This window comes from Actinomadura craniellae, from assembly GCF_003289645.1.
Lineage (GTDB): Bacteria > Actinomycetota > Actinomycetes > Streptosporangiales > Streptosporangiaceae > Actinomadura_D > Actinomadura_D craniellae.
Map to the genome: position 1 here is coordinate 402,950 of NZ_QLYX01000002.1, position 18,099 is coordinate 421,048.

Annotated in this window: 3 protein-coding genes (1 of these 3 running past the window's edge); 2 read left to right on the forward strand and 1 reads right to left on the reverse strand. The window is 75.4% G+C overall.

The features are described 5' to 3' along the window. Window positions 1-14,449, reverse strand: partial view of a non-ribosomal peptide synthase/polyketide synthase gene (locus DPM19_RS05450; protein ID WP_158566706.1) — the 5' portion only. 14,138 nt of this gene lie to the left of the window's left edge; the window shows 14,449 of its 28,587 coding nt (coding positions 1-14,449); it begins with the start codon at window positions 14,447-14,449; its stop codon lies off the left edge, out of view. Between the two features lie 509 nt (window positions 14,450-14,958). Between DPM19_RS05450 and DPM19_RS05455 the strand changes: the two genes are divergently transcribed. Both DPM19_RS05455 and DPM19_RS05460 read left to right on the forward strand, forming a co-directional pair. Further along, a complete protein-coding gene (locus tag DPM19_RS05455) occupies window positions 14,959-16,515 on the forward strand; it encodes an MFS transporter (protein WP_111863668.1) in 1,557 nt (518 codons plus the stop codon). Between the two features lie 345 nt (window positions 16,516-16,860). Continuing rightward, window positions 16,861-18,096, forward strand: coding sequence for a cytochrome P450 (locus DPM19_RS05460; protein WP_111863669.1), 1,236 nt, complete (start codon window positions 16,861-16,863; stop codon window positions 18,094-18,096). Window positions 18,097-18,099: the final 3 nt, after the last annotated feature.

Below are 18,099 nucleotides of genomic sequence, written 5' to 3' on the forward strand. Positions count from 1 at the left end.
CACCATCGACCGCCAGATGGTGCACCACCACCAGCAACCGGCCCGCGGCCTCCGGGCCAGCGTCGAACCACACCACCTGCACCAGGGCGCCCGACTCCGGCGCCAACCGCCCCACCGCGGCCGACGCCTCCCCCACCACCGCATCAGCGGCACCGGAGGCCGGGGCTCCCGCCCACGGCACCCGGCGCACACACCCGGCCGCGTCCACCGAACCGCGCCGGGTCACCTCGAACGCCCACACCGCCCCGCCCGCGGTCCGGGTCAGCCGCAACCGCAGGGCGTCGTGGTGATCGAGCAGCGCCTGCACCGCCGCAACCAGCCGCTCCTCCCCCAGGCCTGCCGGCACCTCCAGCAGCACCGACTGGTGGAAGGACTCCACCGGCCCGCGCCGCTCCCGCAGCCGATGCACGATCGGCGTCAGATCCACCGGGCCCGTGCCGTCGTCCTCGGCGGGCGCCGGCGCGGGCTCGTCCCGGCACGCCTGCGCGAGCGCGGCGACCGTCTGGTGCTCGAACACGTCGCGCGGCGTGAACACCAACCCGGCCCGCCGCGCCCGGCTGACCAGCTGGATCGACATGATGCTGTCCCCGCCCAGCGCGAAGAACCCGTCCTCCGCACCGACGCGCTCGACGCCCAGCAGCTCGGCGAAGATCCGGCACAGGATCTCCTCGTTCGGGGTGTGCGCGGCCCGGCCGCCGCCGGTCGCCGCGGGGAGGTCGGGGACGGGCAGGGCCGCGCGGTCCACCTTCCCGTTCGAGGTGACGGGGAGGGCGTCGAGCACCATGATCGCGGCGGGGACCATGTACTCCGGCAGCACGCCGGCGACCCGGCGGCGCAGGTCCGCGCCGTCGAGGGCGCGGCCCGGCCGGGGCACGGCGTACCCGACCAGGTGCCGCCCGCCGGACGGCGTGTCGCGGGTCACGACCACGGCGGCGGACACGCCGTCCTGCTCGCCGAGCACGGCCGCGACCTCACCCGGCTCGATGCGCACGCCGCCGACCTTCACCTGGTCGTCGACCCGCCCCAGGTACTCCAGGGCACCGTCCTCGGTCCAGCGGGCCAGGTCGCCGCTGCGGTACATGCGGGAGCCGGGCGCGCCGTACGGGTCGGCGACGAAGCTCTCCGCGGTGGTGCCGGGGCGCCCGAGGTAGCCGCGGGCCAGCTGGGCGCCGGCGATCCAGAGCTCGCCGGGCGCGCCGGGCGGCACCGGCTGGAGGGCGGCGTCGAGCACGTACAGCCGGGTGTTGCCGACCGGGCGTCCCAGCGGCGGCGGGCCCTCGGGGTCGCGGGGGCACTCCCACCAGGTGACGTCGACGGTCGCCTCGGTGGGGCCGTACTGGTTGAACAGCGGCACGTCGAGCACGCCGGCGAAGCGCCGGGCGAGTTCGGCGGGGAGCGCCTCGCCGCCGGAGAACACCCGGCGCAGCCCGGTGCATCCGGCCGCGGCGGGCTCGTCCAGGAAGGCCCGCAGCAGGGGCGGCACGAAGTGCGCGGTGGTGACCCGCTCGGCCTGGATCAGCTCGGCCAGCCGGGCGGGGTCGCGGTGCGCCTCGGGCTCGGCGACGACCACGGTGGCGCCCGTCAGCGACGACCAGAAGAGTTCCCACACCGAGACGTCGAAGCCGATCGAGGTCTTGTGCAGCACCCGGTCGTCGGGGCGCAGGCCGTACTGCTCCTGCATGCCCCACAACCGGTTGGCGACGGCCCGGTGCGGGACGGCGACGCCCTTGGGCCGTCCGGTGGATCCGGAGGTGTGGACGACGTAGGCGGCGCTGTCGGGGTGCGGTGCCGCGAAGGCGGCGGCTCCGGCGTCGTCTCCGGCGCCGTCGGTGCCGGCCGTCCCGTCGAGCGACACGACCGCCGCCGCGCCGGTGGCAGGCAGCACGGTGCGCGCGTCGTCCGTGGTCACCACGCACACCGGGCCGGTGTCGTCGAGGAGCAGGGCGATGCGTTCGGGCGGGAGCCCGGGGTCGACCGGCACGTAGGCGGCGCCGGTCCGCAACACGGCGTGCAGGGCCACGACCAGGCCCGCCGAGCGCGGGACGGCCACCGCGACCCGGCGCTCCGGTCCGGCGCCGAGTCCGCGCAACCGGCGGGCGAGCTCGTCGACCCGGGCGTCCAGCTCGGCGTAGGTCAGCCGTTCGGCGCCGCAGACCACCGCTTCGGCGTCCGGGGTGCGCGCGACCTGGCCGGTGAACAGTTCGGGGAGGGTGGCGGGCGGGACGTCCATGGCGGTGTCGTTCCAGTCCACGAGCACCCGGCGGCGGTCGTCCTCGCCGAGGGTGGCGGCGCGTGACACGGTGCGGGCGGGGTCGTCCGCGAAGGACTCCAGCAGCCGGGTCCAGCGCTCGGTGAGCCGCCGTACGGTCGCGGCGCCGAAGAGGTCGGTGCGGTACTCGACCCGGCCGTCGATCCCGTCGGGCCGCCCGTCGGGGGTGCGGCGTTCGGCCATGTTGAAGGAGAGGTCGAAGCGGGCGGTGGCGGCGTCGACGCGGACGAGCTCGATGCCGAGGCCGGGCAGGTCGACGGCGTCGCGGGTCGGTTCGGGCTGGGCGGCCAGCATCACCTGGAACAGCGGGTTGCGGTCCCGGGAACGGGTCACGCCGAGGTGGTCGACGAGCCGTTCGAAGGGCACGTCCTGGTGGGCGTAGGCGGTGAGGTCGGTCTCCCGCACCCGGCGCAGCAGCTCGCGGAAGTCCGGGTCGCCGCTGGTGTCGGTGCGCAGGACGAGGGTGTTGACGAAGCATCCGACGAGGCCGTCCAGCACCTCTTCGGTGCGTCCGGCCACCACCGTGCCGAGCGGGATGTCGGTGCCGGAGCCGAGCCTGGTGAGGAGCGCGGCGAGACCGGCCTGGAGGGTCATGAAGACGGTGGCGGAGTGTTCGCGGGCCAGCTCGGCCAGGCGCGCGTGGATCCGGGGCGGGATGCGGAAGGTCCACGAGCCGCCGGGCGCCCCCTCCGGCTGCGGCGTGCCCGGCGTGCGGTCGACGGGCAGGTCGATCCGGTCGGGCAGGTCCGCGAGCCGCTCCCGCCAGTGGGCGAGCTGGCGGCCGGCCGGGCCGTCCTCGTCGCCGTCGGCGAACAGGCCGTGCTGCCAGAGGGTGTAGTCGGCGTACTGGACGGGCAGCGGCTCCCACCCGGGTTCCTGACCGGCCAGCCGCCGCCGGTAGGCGGTGGAGAGGTCGGCCGCCAGGGGGCCGAAGGACCAGCCGTCGGCGGCGATGTGGTGCATCACCAGGGCGAGGACGTGGTCGTCCTCGCCCAGGGTGAACAGCGCGGCCCGCAGCGGGATCTCGGTCGCCAGGTCGAACGGCCGCCGCACGGTCCGCTCCAGTTCGGCGGCCAGCTCCGCCTCGGCGACGCGGACCACCGGAAGGTCGGGGCGGGCCCGGTCGGCGGCCAGGATCTCCTGGCGGGGCCGGCCGTCGAGGTCGGGGAAGACGGTGCGCAGCGCCTCGTGCCGGGCGGTGAGGTCGGCGAGGGCGGTGCGCAGCGCGGGAACGTCCACGGGGCCGCGCAGCCGCAGTGCCACGCGCATGTTGTACGCGGCCGTGGCGCCCTGCGCGAGCTGGTGCAGGAACCACAGGCGGCGCTGGGAGAAGGACAGCGGAAGGTGCTCGGGCCGGGCCGCGGCGGCCGGGGCGGGCCGGGCCGGGGCCCCCGCCGCGGCGCCGACGCGCTCGGCGAGCGCGGCGACCGTGGGTGCCTCGAAGACGGCCCGGACGGGCAGGTCGGCGCCGAGCGCGGAGCGGATCGCGGCGACCAGGCGGGTGGCCAGCAGCGAGTGCCCGCCCAGGTCGAAGAAGCCGTCGTCGATGCTGACGCGGTCGGCGCCGAGCAGCCTGCCGTACAGGCCGCACAGGACCTCTTCGAGGGGGGTGCGCGGGTACCGCCCGCCGTCCGTCGTGACGGTGGGGGCGGGCAGGGCCCGGCGGTCGACCTTGCCGTTGGGGGTCAGCGGCAACCGGTCCAGCAGGACGAACGCCGCGGGCACCATGAAGCCGGGCAGGCCGGCCGCGGCGTGGCGGCGCAGCTCGGCGGGCGTGACGGCCGCCCCGGGCTCCGGGACGACGTATCCGACCAGGCGCGGGTCGCCGCCGGGCGTGTCCCGGTACACGTCCGCCACGGCGCGGGCGACCGCCTCGTGGCGTTCGAGTACCGCCTCGATCTCACCGGGTTCGATGCGGTGGCCGCGCACCTTGACCTGGTGGTCGGCGCGGCCCAGATGGTCGAGGCGGCCGTCGGCGGTCCAGCGGGCCAGGTCGCCGGTGCGGTACATGCGGGAGCCGGGCGCGCCGTGGGGGTCGGCCAGGAAACGCTCGGCCGTCTGGGCGGGGCGGCCGGCGTAGCCGCGGGTGATCCCGGGGCCGGCCAGGTAGAGCTCGCCGGGGGTCCCGGGCGGGACCGGGCGCAGCAGGCGGTCGAGGACGTAGGCGCGGGCGCCGGGGATCGGCCGGCCGATGAGGAAACGGCCGTCGGCCCGGCGGTCCCCGGCGTGCTCTACCTGGCCGGCCTCGCGGACCTGCTGGTAGGTGCTGCTCATGGTGGCCTCGGTGGGGCCGTACTGGTTGACGACCCGGGCGGCGCCGAGCGCGGCCACCCGTTCCAGGTGGTGCGCCGCGAGCGCCTCGCCACAGGTCATGATCAGTCGCAGCGTGGGGCGCTCCCCGTGGGGCAGCCGTGCGGCCTCCTCGTTCAGGGCGACCAGCAAGGACGGCACGACGGACAGCAGTGCGGTGACCCGGTGTTGCCGCAGGGCGCGGACGAGGGCGCGCGCGTCGCCGGCCTCGGCGGGCGGCACCAGGGCGACGCGGCCGCCGGCGGCCAGGGTGCCGAGGATGTCGCGCACGGAGGGGTCGAAGGAGATGGAGGCCAGGTTCAGGACCACGTCCTCGGCGCCGAGCCCCGCAACGCCGGTCGTCAGGTAGGAGAAGTAGCCGGCGACGCCGCGGTGCGGGACCACGACGGCCTTGGGCCGTCCGGTGGAGCCCGAGGTGTGGATGACGTAGGCCGGGTGGTCCGGTGTCAGGCGCCCGGTCCGGTCCGCGTCGGTGGGGTCGGTGTCCGGCAGGGCGCGCAGCGCGCGCCGGGTCCCGGGGTCGTCGAGCCGGGTCGGGGCGACGCCCGCGCCGTCGAAGAGCGCCGCGGGGACCTCGGCCGTGGTGAGCACCGCCACGGGCGTCGTGTCGGTGAGCATGGCGGCGACACGGTCCGCGGGGTATGCGGGGTCCACCGGCAGGTACGCCGCACCGGACTTGAGGACCGCCAGCAGGGCGACCACCAGTTCCGGGGAGCGGGGCACGGCGACCGCCACGGTCCGTTCCGGTCCGGCGCCCCGGCCGATGAGCAGGTGGGCCAGGCGGTTGGCGCGGGCGTTGAGGTCCTGGTAGGTCAGCCGCTCGGCGCCGAAGAGCACCGCCGGCGCGGCGGGCGCGGCCGCCACCCGGGTCTCCAGGAGTTCCACGACGGTCCGGGCGGTGGCTCCCGCCCGGGGTGCCGGTCCCTGCCAGGCGGTCAGCAGTTCCCCGCGTTCGCGGGGGGTGAGCACACCGCCGCGTCCGGCGGGCCGGTCGAGGCCCCCGCCGAGTTCCTCGAAGAGCCGCACCAGCCGGTCCATGACGGTTTCCGCCGCGGCCCGGTCGAAGGCCGAGGTGTGGTGGCCGAGGGTGAGGTGCAGCCGCTCGCCGGGGGCGGCGAGCAACCGCAGGGGGTAGTTGGTGGCGACACCGCCCGCCACCGCGGTGACGCGGATGCCGTCCGCCGACCGGAACGCCGCCGGATCCAGGGGGAGGTTGAGGAAGACCACCATCGTGTCGGCGAGCGCGCCGGCGCCGGTCTGCCGCTGGATCTCCGGTAGCCCCAGGTGCTGGTGCGCGGCGAGCCGCGACTGCTCGTCCTGGAGGCGCCGCAGGACGGCGGTCATCGGCTGCGCCGGGTCGAGGCGCACCCGGACCGGGACGGTGCTGATGAACAGCCCGACGATCGACTCCACCTCGTCGACCTCGGCGGGACGGCCGGCGCTGGGGGCGTCGAAGACGACGTCGTCGCGGTTGGTCAGCGCGCCGATCAGGGTCGCCCACGTGCCCTGGACCAGGGTGTTGAGCGTCAGGTTGTGGCGGCGGCACAGCGCGGCCAGCCGGGTGGTGAGCTCCGGCGGGAGCAGCCGCTCCACGACGCCCGTCCGGGGCGTGTCGCCGTCGCGCGCGGGGGCTCGTCCGCCGGCGGTGGGCGGCACGACGAGGGTGGGTTCGGCGCCGTCGAGGGCCTGCCGCCACGCCTGCCGGGCGGTGTCCTTGTCCTGCCGGCCGAGCCAGGCCAGGTACCGTCCGAACTGCGGCGCCGGGGGGAGGGTCTCCGGTTCGGCGTAGGCGGTCAGCAGCTCGTTCAGCAGCAGCGGCTGGGACCAGCCGTCGAGCAGGATGTGGTGGTACGTCACGATCATCGCGTGGCGGTGCGGGGCGAGCCGGGCGAGCGCCGTGCGCAGCAGCGGCGGGCGCGCCAGGTCGAACCCGGCGGCGCGTTCCCGGTCCTGCAGCTCGGCGAGCCGGGCTTGCTGCTCCGCCTCGCCGCTCGCGGACAGGTCCGTCTCCTGCCAGGGCGGCTCCACCTCGCCGGGTACGACGAGGAGCGGTCCCGCGTCCGCGTCGTGCACGAAGGCGGCTCGCAGGGTGGTGTGCCGGGCGAGCATCCGGGCCCAGGCGGCGCGCAGCCGCGCCGGGTCCAGCGGGCCGTCCAACGTGAGCGTCAGCTGGACGGTGTAGTCGTCCTCGCGGTCCGCGGGTTCCCCGGCCAGGGCCTCGAAGAGCAGGCCCTCCTGCAGTGGCGTCAGCGGCAGGATCTCCGCCAGGCCCGGGTGGCGGGCGGCGAGCCGCTCGCGGACCGGGGCCGGCACCGGCACCTCCGGCCGCTCCTCTTCCCGGGACGCCCCCGGGTCGGCGGCCTCCGCCACCGCGGCGAGACCGGCCACGGTGGGGTGGTCGAAGACGTCGCGGACGGTGAGGGCGACCCCCGCCCGGCGCGCGGCGCCCACCAGCCGCATCGCCAGCACGCTGTCACCGCCGAGCGCGAAAAAGCTGTCGTCGATTCCCACCCCGGGAACGCCGAGCAGGGCGGCGAAGGCGGCGCACAGCGTCTTCTCGGTCGCGTCGCGCGGCGCCCGGCTGCCCGCCCCGGCCGCGAAGCCGGGTGCCGGCAGGGCCGTGCGGTCCAGCTTGCCGTTGGCGGTGAGCGGCAACTCCGCCAGCACCACGAAGGCCGCGGGTACCAGGGCCTCCGGCAGCGCGCGCTCGGCCCGGGCGCGCAGCTCGTCCGGCAGCGAGGCGAGCCGCCGGGCCAGGCCGGGATCGTTGGTGCGCCGGGCCGGGACCTGCTCCGGCGCGGGACGGTGGGCGCAGAGCACCGCCCCGCCGTCGAGGGTGTCCTCGCGCCGGAAGACGGCGTCGACCGCGCCGGGCCCGGCGGCCGAGGGTGCGACGGCGACGCGGTAGCCCAGTTCCTTCCCGAGGGCGAACAGGTCCTCGGGTTCCACGGCGCCGGGCACCGGCGCGTCCTCGGCCAGGGCCGCGACGGCCAGCGCCGGTTCGGCCCCCTCGTCCAGCCGCTGGGCGGCCAGGACCTGCCGTGCGGTGCGCTCGTCGGGGATCCGGGAGACGCGCAGCTCCGCCGGGCGCTCCCCGGACAGGGTGTGCCGCAGCCGGTCCGGGCCCGCCCAGTCGCCGGTCGTGCCCCGGCCGCCGCCGGTCGGAGCGGGACGGGTGTGCAGGACCACGTCGTAGCGGTACCGGCTCAGCTCGTTGCGGTACCGCCCCCGCTTCACCTGGACGTCCACGGCGGTGAAGAGCGTGCCGGGGCCGGGCGGCGCGGTGAACCAGGCGGGGTCGACGAGGAGTTCGTTCTCGGTCAGCAGGTCCCGGCCGATCGAGCGCTGGAGCGCGGCCGTGGTGGTGTGCCGGGCCGGGTGGAGCCGGCCCAGGTGTTTCTCCGCCGCGAAGACGCGGGCGGCCCGCAGGTCCCGGACGTCGCCGATGAAGATCCGCCCGCCGGGCGCCAGCAGTGCGGTGGCCTCGCGGAGGACCCGTGCCAGGTAGCCGGCGTCCGGGAAGTACTGGATCACCGAGTTGAGCACGATGGTGTCGAAGAACCCGGTGGGCAGGCCCGCGGTGTCGTCGGCCGCGCGATGGCGCAGGGTCACCCGGCCGGCGAGCCCGGCCGGCAGCCGGCGGGCGAGTTCGTCGATCACCGCGGCCGAGAAGTCGGTCGCCCAGTAGGCCTCGGTCCGCCCGGCGAGCCGCGACAGCAGCAGGCCCGCCCCGACGCCGATCTCCAGCAGGCGTACGGGCCGCAGTTCCCCGATCCGCTCGACGGTGGCCTCCTGCCAGCGGAGCATCTCCTCGCGCGGGATGGGCCGGCCGTCGTAGCCGCTGTCCCAGCCGGAGAAGTCCGCCCCGAAGTCCGGGGCGCGTCCCTCGCGCGCCGCGCCGGCCGGTGCGTAGACCGACTCCCACACCGCGTTCCACTCCCGGACCTGCTCGGCGGCGGTGCCGGCCGGCGCGCCGGCCGGGTCCGGGCCGGCGGGAACGACGTAGGCGACGAGCTGCCGGCGGCCCGGTTCGTCCTCGCGGACGGTCACCACGGCGCGGCTCACCGCCGGGTGGGCGGCGAGCGCGGCCTCGATCTCGCCCGGCTCGACCCGCACCCCGCGGATCTTGACCTGGTGGTCGGTGCGCCCGAGGTACTCCAGCACCCCGTCCTTGCGCCAGCGCGCCAGATCGCCGGTGCGGTACATGCGGTCTCCGGGCGGGCCGAAGGGGTCGGCCACGAAGCGTTCCGCGGTGGTGCCCGGCATGGCCGGGTAGCCGCGGGCGAGCTGCCGCCCGGCCAGGTACAGCTCGCCCGGGACGCCCGGGGGCACCGGCCGGAGCGCCGCGTCGAGGACGTACACCCGGGTGTTGTCCACCGGGCCGCCGATGGGCACCGTGCCCGCCCGGCCGGGGAAGCAGCGCCAGCGGGTGACGTCGATGGCCGCCTCGGTCGGCCCGTACAGGTTGAACAGGTCCGCGTCGAGGAGGCCGGTACAGGCTTCGGCCAGGTCCGCGGGCAGGGCCTCCCCGCTGCAGATCACCCGCCGCAGCCCGGACCCGGACGCGGCGGCCCCGGGCTCGTCGAGGAACACCCGCAGCATCGACGGCACGAAGTGCACCGTCGTCACCCGGTGGGCCGCGATGGTCCGCGCCAGGTAGGCCGGGTCGCGGTGCCCGCCCGGGCGGGCCACCACCACCGCGGCGCCCGTGGTCAGCGGCCACAGCAGTTCCCACACGGACACGTCGAATCCGACGGAGGTCTTGTGCAGCACCCGGTCCTCCGCGGTCAGCGCGAACTCGCGCTGCATGCCCAGGACCCGGTTGGCGATGGCCTCGTGCGGGACGGCGACGCCCTTCGGGCGGCCGGTCGAACCCGAGGTGAAGATCATGTACGCGGCCGCCCCGGGATGGGGGGCCGGTGGCGGGATCCGCCGGGCGGGCTCGTCGAGCGGTTCGCCGCCGTCGAGCAGGATCGTGTCCGGGCCGCCCAGGCCGAACCGCTCGGCGACCTCGCCGGTGGTCAGGGTGCACGCCGGGGCCGCGTCGCCCAGCAGCAGCCCGACCCGCTCCGCCGGAAGGTCCGGGTCCACCGGCACGTACACCCCGCCGGCGCGCAGCACCGCATGGACGGCGACCAGCAGTTCCGCCGAGCGGGGCACCGCGACGGCGACCCGGGTCTCCGGCCGCACCCCCCGCTCGCGCAGGAGCGCGGCCAGCGCCGCCACCCGCGCGTCCAACCGGGCGTAGGTCAGTTCCCGTTCCTCCTCCACCACGGCGACCGCGTCCGGTGTCGCCGCCGCCTGCGCCGCGAACAGCTCCGGGACCGACACGCGGGGCGTCCGCACGGCGGTGTCGTTCCACCGCACCAGCACGGTGTGCCGCTCCTGCGGGGACAGCACGTCGACGGCGTCCACGGTCCGGGCGGGCTCGGCGGCCAGCCCTTCCAGCAGCCGGACCAGCCGCTCGCCGAGGCGGGCCACGTCGTCCGCGTCGAAGAGGCCGGTCCGGTATCCGAACCGCAGGCTCAGCCCGGCGCCCGGCACCACCAGCAGGGTCAGCGGGTAGTGGGTGCCCGCGTGGACCTGGGGGTCGGTGACGTGCTGGCCGGGGCCGGGCCGGAACGCGGCCGGGTCGATGGGGAAGTTCTCGAAGGTGAGCAGGGTGTCGAACAGGCGGTCGAGCCCGGTGAGCCGGGTGATCTCCGGCAGGCCGAGGTGCGCGGCGGACAGGAGGCATGACTGCTGCCGCTGCAACCGGCGCAGGACGTCTCGCAGGTCGTCCGCCGGGTCCAGCCGCACCCGCACGGGAACGGTGTCGAGGAACAGGCCGACCATGGACTCGGCGCCCGCGATCTCCGCGGGGCGGCTGGCGACCGTGGTGCCGAACACGACGTCCCCGCGCCCGGTGAGCTTGGCGAGCAGGAGGGCCCAGGCGCCCTGGACGACGGTGTTCAGCGTGAGGCCGTGCGCTCCGGCCAGGTCGCGCAGGGCGCCGGTGGTGCCGGCGGGCAGCTCGACGGTGTGGCGGCCCTGCCCCGGGCCCGCCGTCCGGTCCGCCGTCTCGGGTGCCAGCAGCGTCGGTGACTCGAACCCGTCGAGCACGGCGTGCCACGCCTCCCCGGCCGCGGCGCGGTCCTGCTCCTCCCACCAGGTCAGGTGCTCCCAGGGCGAAGTCACCGGCGGCAGTTCCCGCCCGTGGTAGAGGGCGAACAGCTGCTGGCCCAGCAACGGCAGCGACCAGCCGTCCAGCAGCATGTGGTGGTGGGTGAAGACCACGGTGTGCCGTTCGGGGGCGAGCCGCAGCAGGGCGACCCGCAGCAGCGGGGGCCGGGCCAGGTCGAACCGCCCGGCCCGCTCCTCGGCGGCCACCCGCAGCAGTGCGTCGTGCCGCGCCTGCGGGTTCCCGGCCGCCGACAGGTCCTCCTCGCGCCAGGGCAGGTCGGTGTGGTCGAGCACCACCTGCACCGGCACGTCGGCCACGTCGGCCACGAACGTGGACCGCAGGACGGGGTGCCGGGACAGCAGGGCGCGCCAGGCGTCGCGCAGGCGCGGGCCGTCCAGCGGGCCGTCGATCGTGAAGCGCAGCTGCACGGTGTAGTCGTCGTCCCCGGGGGTCCGCGCGTCGAGCAGGGACTGGAACAGCAGGCCCTGCTGCACGGGGGTGAGCGGCAGGACGTCTTCGAGCCCGGGGTAGCGGGCCCGGAGGCGTTCGAGTCCGGCCACGTCAGGCCGGTTCGCGGCCCTCGGTTCCGGCGCGGCGTCCCGGGCGAGCGGGGTCGCCACGGCGGCCAGGCCCGCGACGGTCGGGTGCGCGAACACGTCGCGCAGGGCGATCGACAGGCCCGCGCGCCGCGCGGCGGCGACGAGCCGCATCGCCAGGACACTGTCGCCGCCCTGCGCGAAGAAGTCGTCGTCGATGCTCACGCCGGGTGTGCCGAGCAGCTCGGCGCGGAGCCGGCAGAGGAGTTCCTCGGCCGCGCCGCGCGGCGCCCTGCCGCCGGTTCCGGTGGATTCGGGGGCGGGCAGGGCGGACCGGTCCAACTTGCCGTTCGCCGTCAGGGGCAGGGCCGGCAGGGTCACGTACGCCGCGGGCACCATGTACGGCGGCAGCAGCCGGCCCAGCGCCGCGGCCAGTTCTTCCGGGCTCCCCACGGGCCCTTCTCCGGGGACGAGGTAGGCGACCAACCGCCGCCCGCCCGGCGTGTCCTCGCGGGCCACGACCGCGGCGCGGGTGACGCCCGGCTGCTCCACTAGGGCGGCCTCGATCTCGCCCGGCTCGATCCGGAACCCCCGCAGCTTGATCTGCTGGTCGGCCCGGCCCAGGTAGCTGAGGTGGCCATCCTCGCGCCACCGCACGAGGTCCCCGGTCCGGTACATGCGGGTGCCGGGGTCGCCGAAGGGGTCCGCCACGAACCGCTCGGCCGTCAGTCCCGGCCGCCGCGCGTACCCCCGCGCCACCCCTTCCCCGGCGATGTACAGCTCGCCGGCGGTACCCGGCGGTACCGGTTGCAGCGCCCCGTCCAGCACGTACACCCTCGTGCCCGTGATCGGCCGCCCGATGGTGACCGGCGTCCGCCCGGCCTCGTCGGCCGACAGGGTCGCCGCGGTCGACCAGATCGTCGTCTCGGTCGGCCCGTAGACGTTGGTCACCGACGCGGCGGCGGCGACGAGTTCGCCCGCCAGCGCGGTGGGCAGCGCCTCACCCCCGACCAGCACCCGTACGCCGGCCAGCGCCGGGGCGACCTCGGCGGACACCGCCTGCCACAGGCTCGGCGTCGCCTGCATCACCGACACGCGCTCGGTGACCAGCAGCTCGCGCAGGCGTGCCGCGTCGCACACCTCGTCGGGGCCGGCCACCACCACGGTGGCGCCGGACACGAGCGGGGCCAGCAGTTCCAGGTTCGCGATGTCGAACCCGAGGGTGGTCACGGCGAGCAGGCGGTCGCCGCCGGCGAGCCCGGCGCGCCCGGCCATGTCCAGCAGCAGGTTGCCCAGAGCGGCCCGGGGGACGACCACACCCTTGGGCCGCCCGGTCGATCCCGAGGTGTAGATCACGTACGCCGCCGCGGACCCGGGCACGGCGGTGGGGGGAGCCGCGCCGTCGCCCGGCCCGCCGATCAGCACCGGCCGCGGGCCGGGCGGCACCTCCCCGGCCAGGGCGCCCGTCGTCAGCACCACAGCCGGCCGCGCCTCGGCCACCATGTGCGCCAGCCGCTCCGCCGGATGCGCCAGGTCCAGCGGCAGGTAGGCGCCGCCGGCCCGGAGCACGGCCAGCACGCCGACCACCAGGTCCGCGGTGCGCGGCAGCGCGACCGCCGCGCACCGCTCCGGCCCCACCCCCTGCCGGGCCAGCACGCCGGCCAGCCGTGTCGCCCGGTCGGCCAGTTCCGCGTAGGTCAGGGACGTCGCGCCGCAGGCGACCGCGACGGCGTCCGGCGTCCGTGCCGCCTGCGCCGCGAACAGCTCCCACGGGTCGGTCTCCCGGCCGGCGGCGCCGTCGTCCTCGTGCGGGCCGGACCAGCGCGTCAGCACCCGCCGGCGCTCGGTGTGGTCGAGCAGGTCGCCCTGGCCGATCGGCCGCGCGGCGCCCTCCCCCGTGGTGAGGTTCTCCAGCAGGCGCAGGAACCGGTCGTGGTGCCCGGCCAGTTCCTCGCCCGTGTACAGCGCCGGGTTCCCGTCGAAGGCGATCTGCATCGCGTCGCCGCGCCCCGGGCGTCCGCCGAAGCAGGCGACCGACAGGTCGGCCACCTGTCCCATGGCGAAGTTGTGCATCGTGCCGCGGAGATCACCGAAGGTGAAGTCCTGGCCGAAGGGCATGATGTTGACCATCGGCCCGTAGCACCGGCCCCCTGGGGGAACGCCGAGGTCGCGGGCGAGTTCCGTTTCCGGATAGCGCTGGTGCCGTGCCGCGTTCTTCATCTCGGCGGCGGCCTGGGCGGTCAGCTCGGCGAAGGTCATGCCGGGCCGCACCCGCAGGCGCAGCGGGACGGCGTTGGACACCATGCCGGGAACGGCGCTCGCGGCGGGCCCGACGCGGGCGGTGACGGGGAAGCCCAGCACCAGGTCACCCGCCCCGGTCATCCGGTGCAGGTAGGCCGCGACGCCCGCGACGAACGCGGCCGGCCAGCTCGCTCTGCTCCCCCGCGCGACCGCTCGCAGGCCCGCCTCGACCGACCGTCCCGGCCACGATTCCTGCCGGTGCACGGTGGACGAGGGTGGTGCGGTGTGTGCGGCCAGGCCGGCCGGTTCGGGCCGGCCGGCCATCCGCTCCCGCCAGTACGCGCGGTCGGCGCGGAAGTCGTCGGAGGCGCGGTAGGCCGCCTGCTCGTCCAGCAGTTCCCGGATTGACCGCAGCGCGCCCGCCGCGGGGTCGCGCCCTTCGGAAAGCGCCGTGTAGACGGCCGCCACCCGCCGCAGCGCGATCACGGCACCGAACCCGTCGCTGACCACGTGGTGGACGCTCATGTACCACCAGTGACGCTCCTCGCCGAGGCGGATCACCGTGGCCGCCAGGTTCGGCGGGAGTCCCGCGGGGCACGGGCGCGCCATGGCGGCGCTCATCCAGGCCCGCGCGGCGGCCTCGGGGTCGGCCGTGGTGGAGAGATCGACGAAACCCTGTTCCCACTCGCCCGCCGGCTCGATCCACTGGAGCAGTTCGCCCTCGTGCTCTCCGATGCGGGCGCGGAACCCGTCGGCCTCGTCGAGGACGCGCCGGGTGGCCTCGGCGAGCAGCGGGATGTCGAGCGGGCCCGCGAGGTCGACGTAGAGGCCGATGTTGTAGGCGGCGCTGGCCGGGTCCAGTTGCTGGCCGAACCAGACGCCCGACTGTGCCGGCGTGAGGGGAAGGCCCTGCGGGTGATCGTCTGACACTCGAGTACTCCCGGGTACGTGCATGACGAACGTCGTGCGGTGGTGTCACATCGGGTCGGGGAAAAGGCCGGCGCAATGTTGTATCCGTCACATCATCCGGCCCTGCTCCGGGTCGATCCGGCGGCGGATCTCTTCCTATCACCGGGAATTGACAACCCGGGGTCGCGCCGGGCGACAGGTGATTTCTGGGTTAACTGACGGCCGCAGCACAGGCGATGTAGCGACAACCATCTCTGCACGTAGATGCCATGACGCGCATCAGGACGACATGCTTAGTTCACCTCTGAGACATATCAAATTTTTCTCGATTCACCGGGTGAACTCTTTCTCAACTCGATGATCGTCTACGATCGAAAACTGAATGGGACCATACGGTTCCCCCATGTTGCCCGCCCGACTCTTTGGCTTTCCCTTTCGGGATCCCGCACTTTCCCTTTCGGGCATTCACGGTCTCGACCTGTCCCCTATCCCGCCTCCGCGCAGTACGGGGGCGGTGCCAAGGACGTCCTATGGCTCACGCGCCCCCCATGCGCCCCGACGAGATCCGGCAGGCGTTCCGGAGCCTGCTGCTCGGGCTGTTCGCCGGTCTCCTGTCCAGCACGGTGATCGTCACCGCGCTGCCGCGGGTCGTCGCCGACCTGCACGGGGGGCAGGTCGCCTACACGTGGGTGGTCGCCGCCTCGATGGCGGCCGCCACCCTCAGCCTTCCGCTCTGGGGCAAACTCGCCGACCTGGTGAGCCGCAAGGCGCTGATCCAGCTCTCGCTCGGCCTGTTCGCCCTCGGCTCCGCGCTGTGCGGGCTGTCCGGCGGGGTCGAACAGCTCATCGTGGGCCGGGTCGTCCAAGGGCTGGGGGCCGGCGGAGTGACCGCGCTCACCCAGGTGATCATGGCCGCGCTGATCCTGCCGCGGGAACGCGCCCGGTACAACGGCCGGATCGCCCTGGTCATGATGGTCGGCACGGTCGGTGGTCCGCTGCTCGGCGGCGCCCTCGCCGAGACCCCCTGGCCGGGCTGGCGCGGCTGCTTCCACCTGGGGGTGGTCTTCGCGGTCGCCGCCGCGCTCACGCTCCAGCGGACGCTGCGGCTGCCCGCCGTCGAGAGAAGCCGGCCCGGTTCACGCCCGGACCTCGCGGGTGCCGCGCTGCTCACGGGAGCGGCCGGCACCTTCCTCGTCACCCTCACGCTGGCGGGGCACGCGGTTCCCTGGGCGTCCTGGCCGACCGCGGGCGCGGCCTGCGCCGTGATCGTGCTGGCCGTGCTGTTCGTCCGTACCGAGGCCCGGGCCGCCGACCCGCTGGTGCCGTTGCGGCTGTTGCGCGACCGCACCGTCGCCCTGGCGGCGGTCGCCGGTTTCGCAGTGGGGCCGGCGCTGTTCGCCTCGCCCGCCCTGCTGGGCCAGTACTTCCAGATCGCCCGGGGGCACTCACCGACCGTCTCCGGGCTGCTGACCCTGCCGATGATCGCGGGCATGCTGCTGGCCTCCACCGTCACCGGCCGTCTGATCAGCGCGCACGGCCGCTGGAAACGCCATGTGGTCGCCGGAGGCGTGCTACTCCTCCTCGGTTCCGCGCTGCTGGGCGGCGTACGGGCGGGCACGCCGCTGCCCGTGGTCTGCGCCTACCTGTTCATCGGCGGCGCCGGTGTCGGGATGACCTCGCAGAACCTCCTCCTCATCGCGCAGAACGCGGTACCGGCGACCGAGCTGGGCGCCACCACCTCCCTGGTGGTCCTCTCCCGCAGCCTCGGCGGCGTGCTCGGCGTGGCCGTCCTGGGCTCCCTCCTGACCGCCCGGGTGAACGCCCTCTCGCCCGCGACCGGGCTCGGCGGCGGGCTGCCGGACCCGCGCACCCTGTCGCCCTCGGCCATGGAGAGCGTCGGTGCGGTCTACGGGCACGCTCTCGGCGACGTCTTCACGGCCGCCGTGCCCTTCGCGCTGCTCCTGCTGGCCAGCGTCCTGCTGCTGCGGGAGACGCCCCTGCGCACGGCGCGGGCCCGGAAGGTCAGGCGGGCGGGGGCCGTCCGGCCAAGGACTGGATACGGGCCAGGCCGTCACCGTCGACGGTGACCATGCCGAGGCCGAGGACGTGCAGCCACCACACCCGCACCGGCCCCGGGCGTGGCCGCGAACTCGGCCACGTCGAGCCGGCCCCGGGCGCAGGAACGAGAGCGGCGGGCCCCCAGGCAGGTCTCCAATGTATAAACAATATTCTGTATGGTGTATTACAGGTTGGGGAATCCGGGTGGAGCGGCAAGGCCACCGGGTCGCCCTCCTCGTTCGTGGCCGCGCCCCGCCCACCCCGATCCGCAGGGAGCCGCAATGACGACGCACCAGATCCACGGCAGCCGGGTCACCCTGCCGGTCACGGTCCGCGCCGGCACCCCCGCCCTTCGCTAGCCGGGAGCGTCGATCATGCGCTCCGGCCTCTTCGCTCCGCTGGCCTTCAGCCCGTACGACTACGCGGTACACGAGGACCCGTATCCGCTGTATGCGAGGTTGCGGGAGGAGGCCCCGCTCTACCGCAACGACGAGCTCGACTTCTGGGCCATCTCACGGCACGCCGACGTCTCCGCGGCGTTCCGCGACCACGCCCGATTCTCCAGCGGCAACGGCGTCAGCCTCGACCCGTCGGCGTGGGGACCGGCGGCGCACCGGTCGATGTCGTTCCTCGCGCTCGACCCGCCCGACCACACGCGGATGCGCACGCTCGTCTCCAAGGGCTTCACGCCGCGCCGGGTCCGCGACCTCACCGACGACATCCTGCGGCTCACCCGCCGCCACCTGGACCCGGCCCTCGCCGCGGGCGAGTTCGACTTCGTCGAGGAGTTCGCCGGGCGGCTCCCGATGGACGTCATCTGCGAGATGGTGGGCGTCCCCGAGACCGACCGGGACGAACTGCGGCGCCTCGCCGACCTCGTGGTGCACCGGGTGGAGGGGATCGACGACGTCCCGCCGGAGGGCATGGCGGCCGCCCTCACCCTCACCGGCTACTACCAGGACATGGTCTCCGAGCGGCGCCGCGGCGGCGCCGAGGGCGACGACCTCACGTCGGCGCTGCTCGCCGCGGGCACCGAGGACGGCGACCGCCTCGCCGACCACGAGATCATCGCGTTCCTCTTCCTCATGGTCGTCGCGGGCAACGAGACCACCACCAAGCTGCTCGCCAACGCCCTGTACTGGGGCGCGCTCAATCCCGCCCAGGTCGCCGGGCACTTCGCCGGGCCCCCGGACGGGCCGGTCACCGGCCCGGAGTGGGTGGAGCGCTGGGTCGAGGAAACGCTGCGGTACGACACCTCCAGCCAGATGATCGCCCGCACCGTCACCACCCGAACGGAGCTGCACGACACGGCGCTCGCCCCCGGGGACCGGCTGCTGCTGCTCGTCGGCTCGGCCAACCGCGACCCGCGCGCATTCCCCGACCCCGATGCCTACGACCTCGACCGCGACACCTCCGCGCTGATCAGCTTCGGCGGCGGGCGGCACTTCTGCCTCGGGGCCAATCTCGCCCGGATCGAGGCACGCATCGCGCTGACGGAGTTCGTCCGCCGGGTCGCCTCCTACGAGGTCGACGAGACCGCGGCGCGGCGGGTGCACTCGGCCAACGTGCGGGGGTTCGCCCGGCTCCCGGTACGGGTGCGGGCACGCTGACGG

Bases quoted from the DNA above. Each gene is read 5' to 3' on its own strand.
- DPM19_RS05455 (WP_111863668.1), top strand. From the start codon at position 14,959: ATGGCTCACGCGCCCCCCATGCGCCCCGACGAGATCCGGCAGGCGTTC.
- DPM19_RS05460 (WP_111863669.1), top strand. From the start codon at position 16,861: ATGCGCTCCGGCCTCTTCGCTCCGCTGGCCTTCAGCCCGTACGACTAC.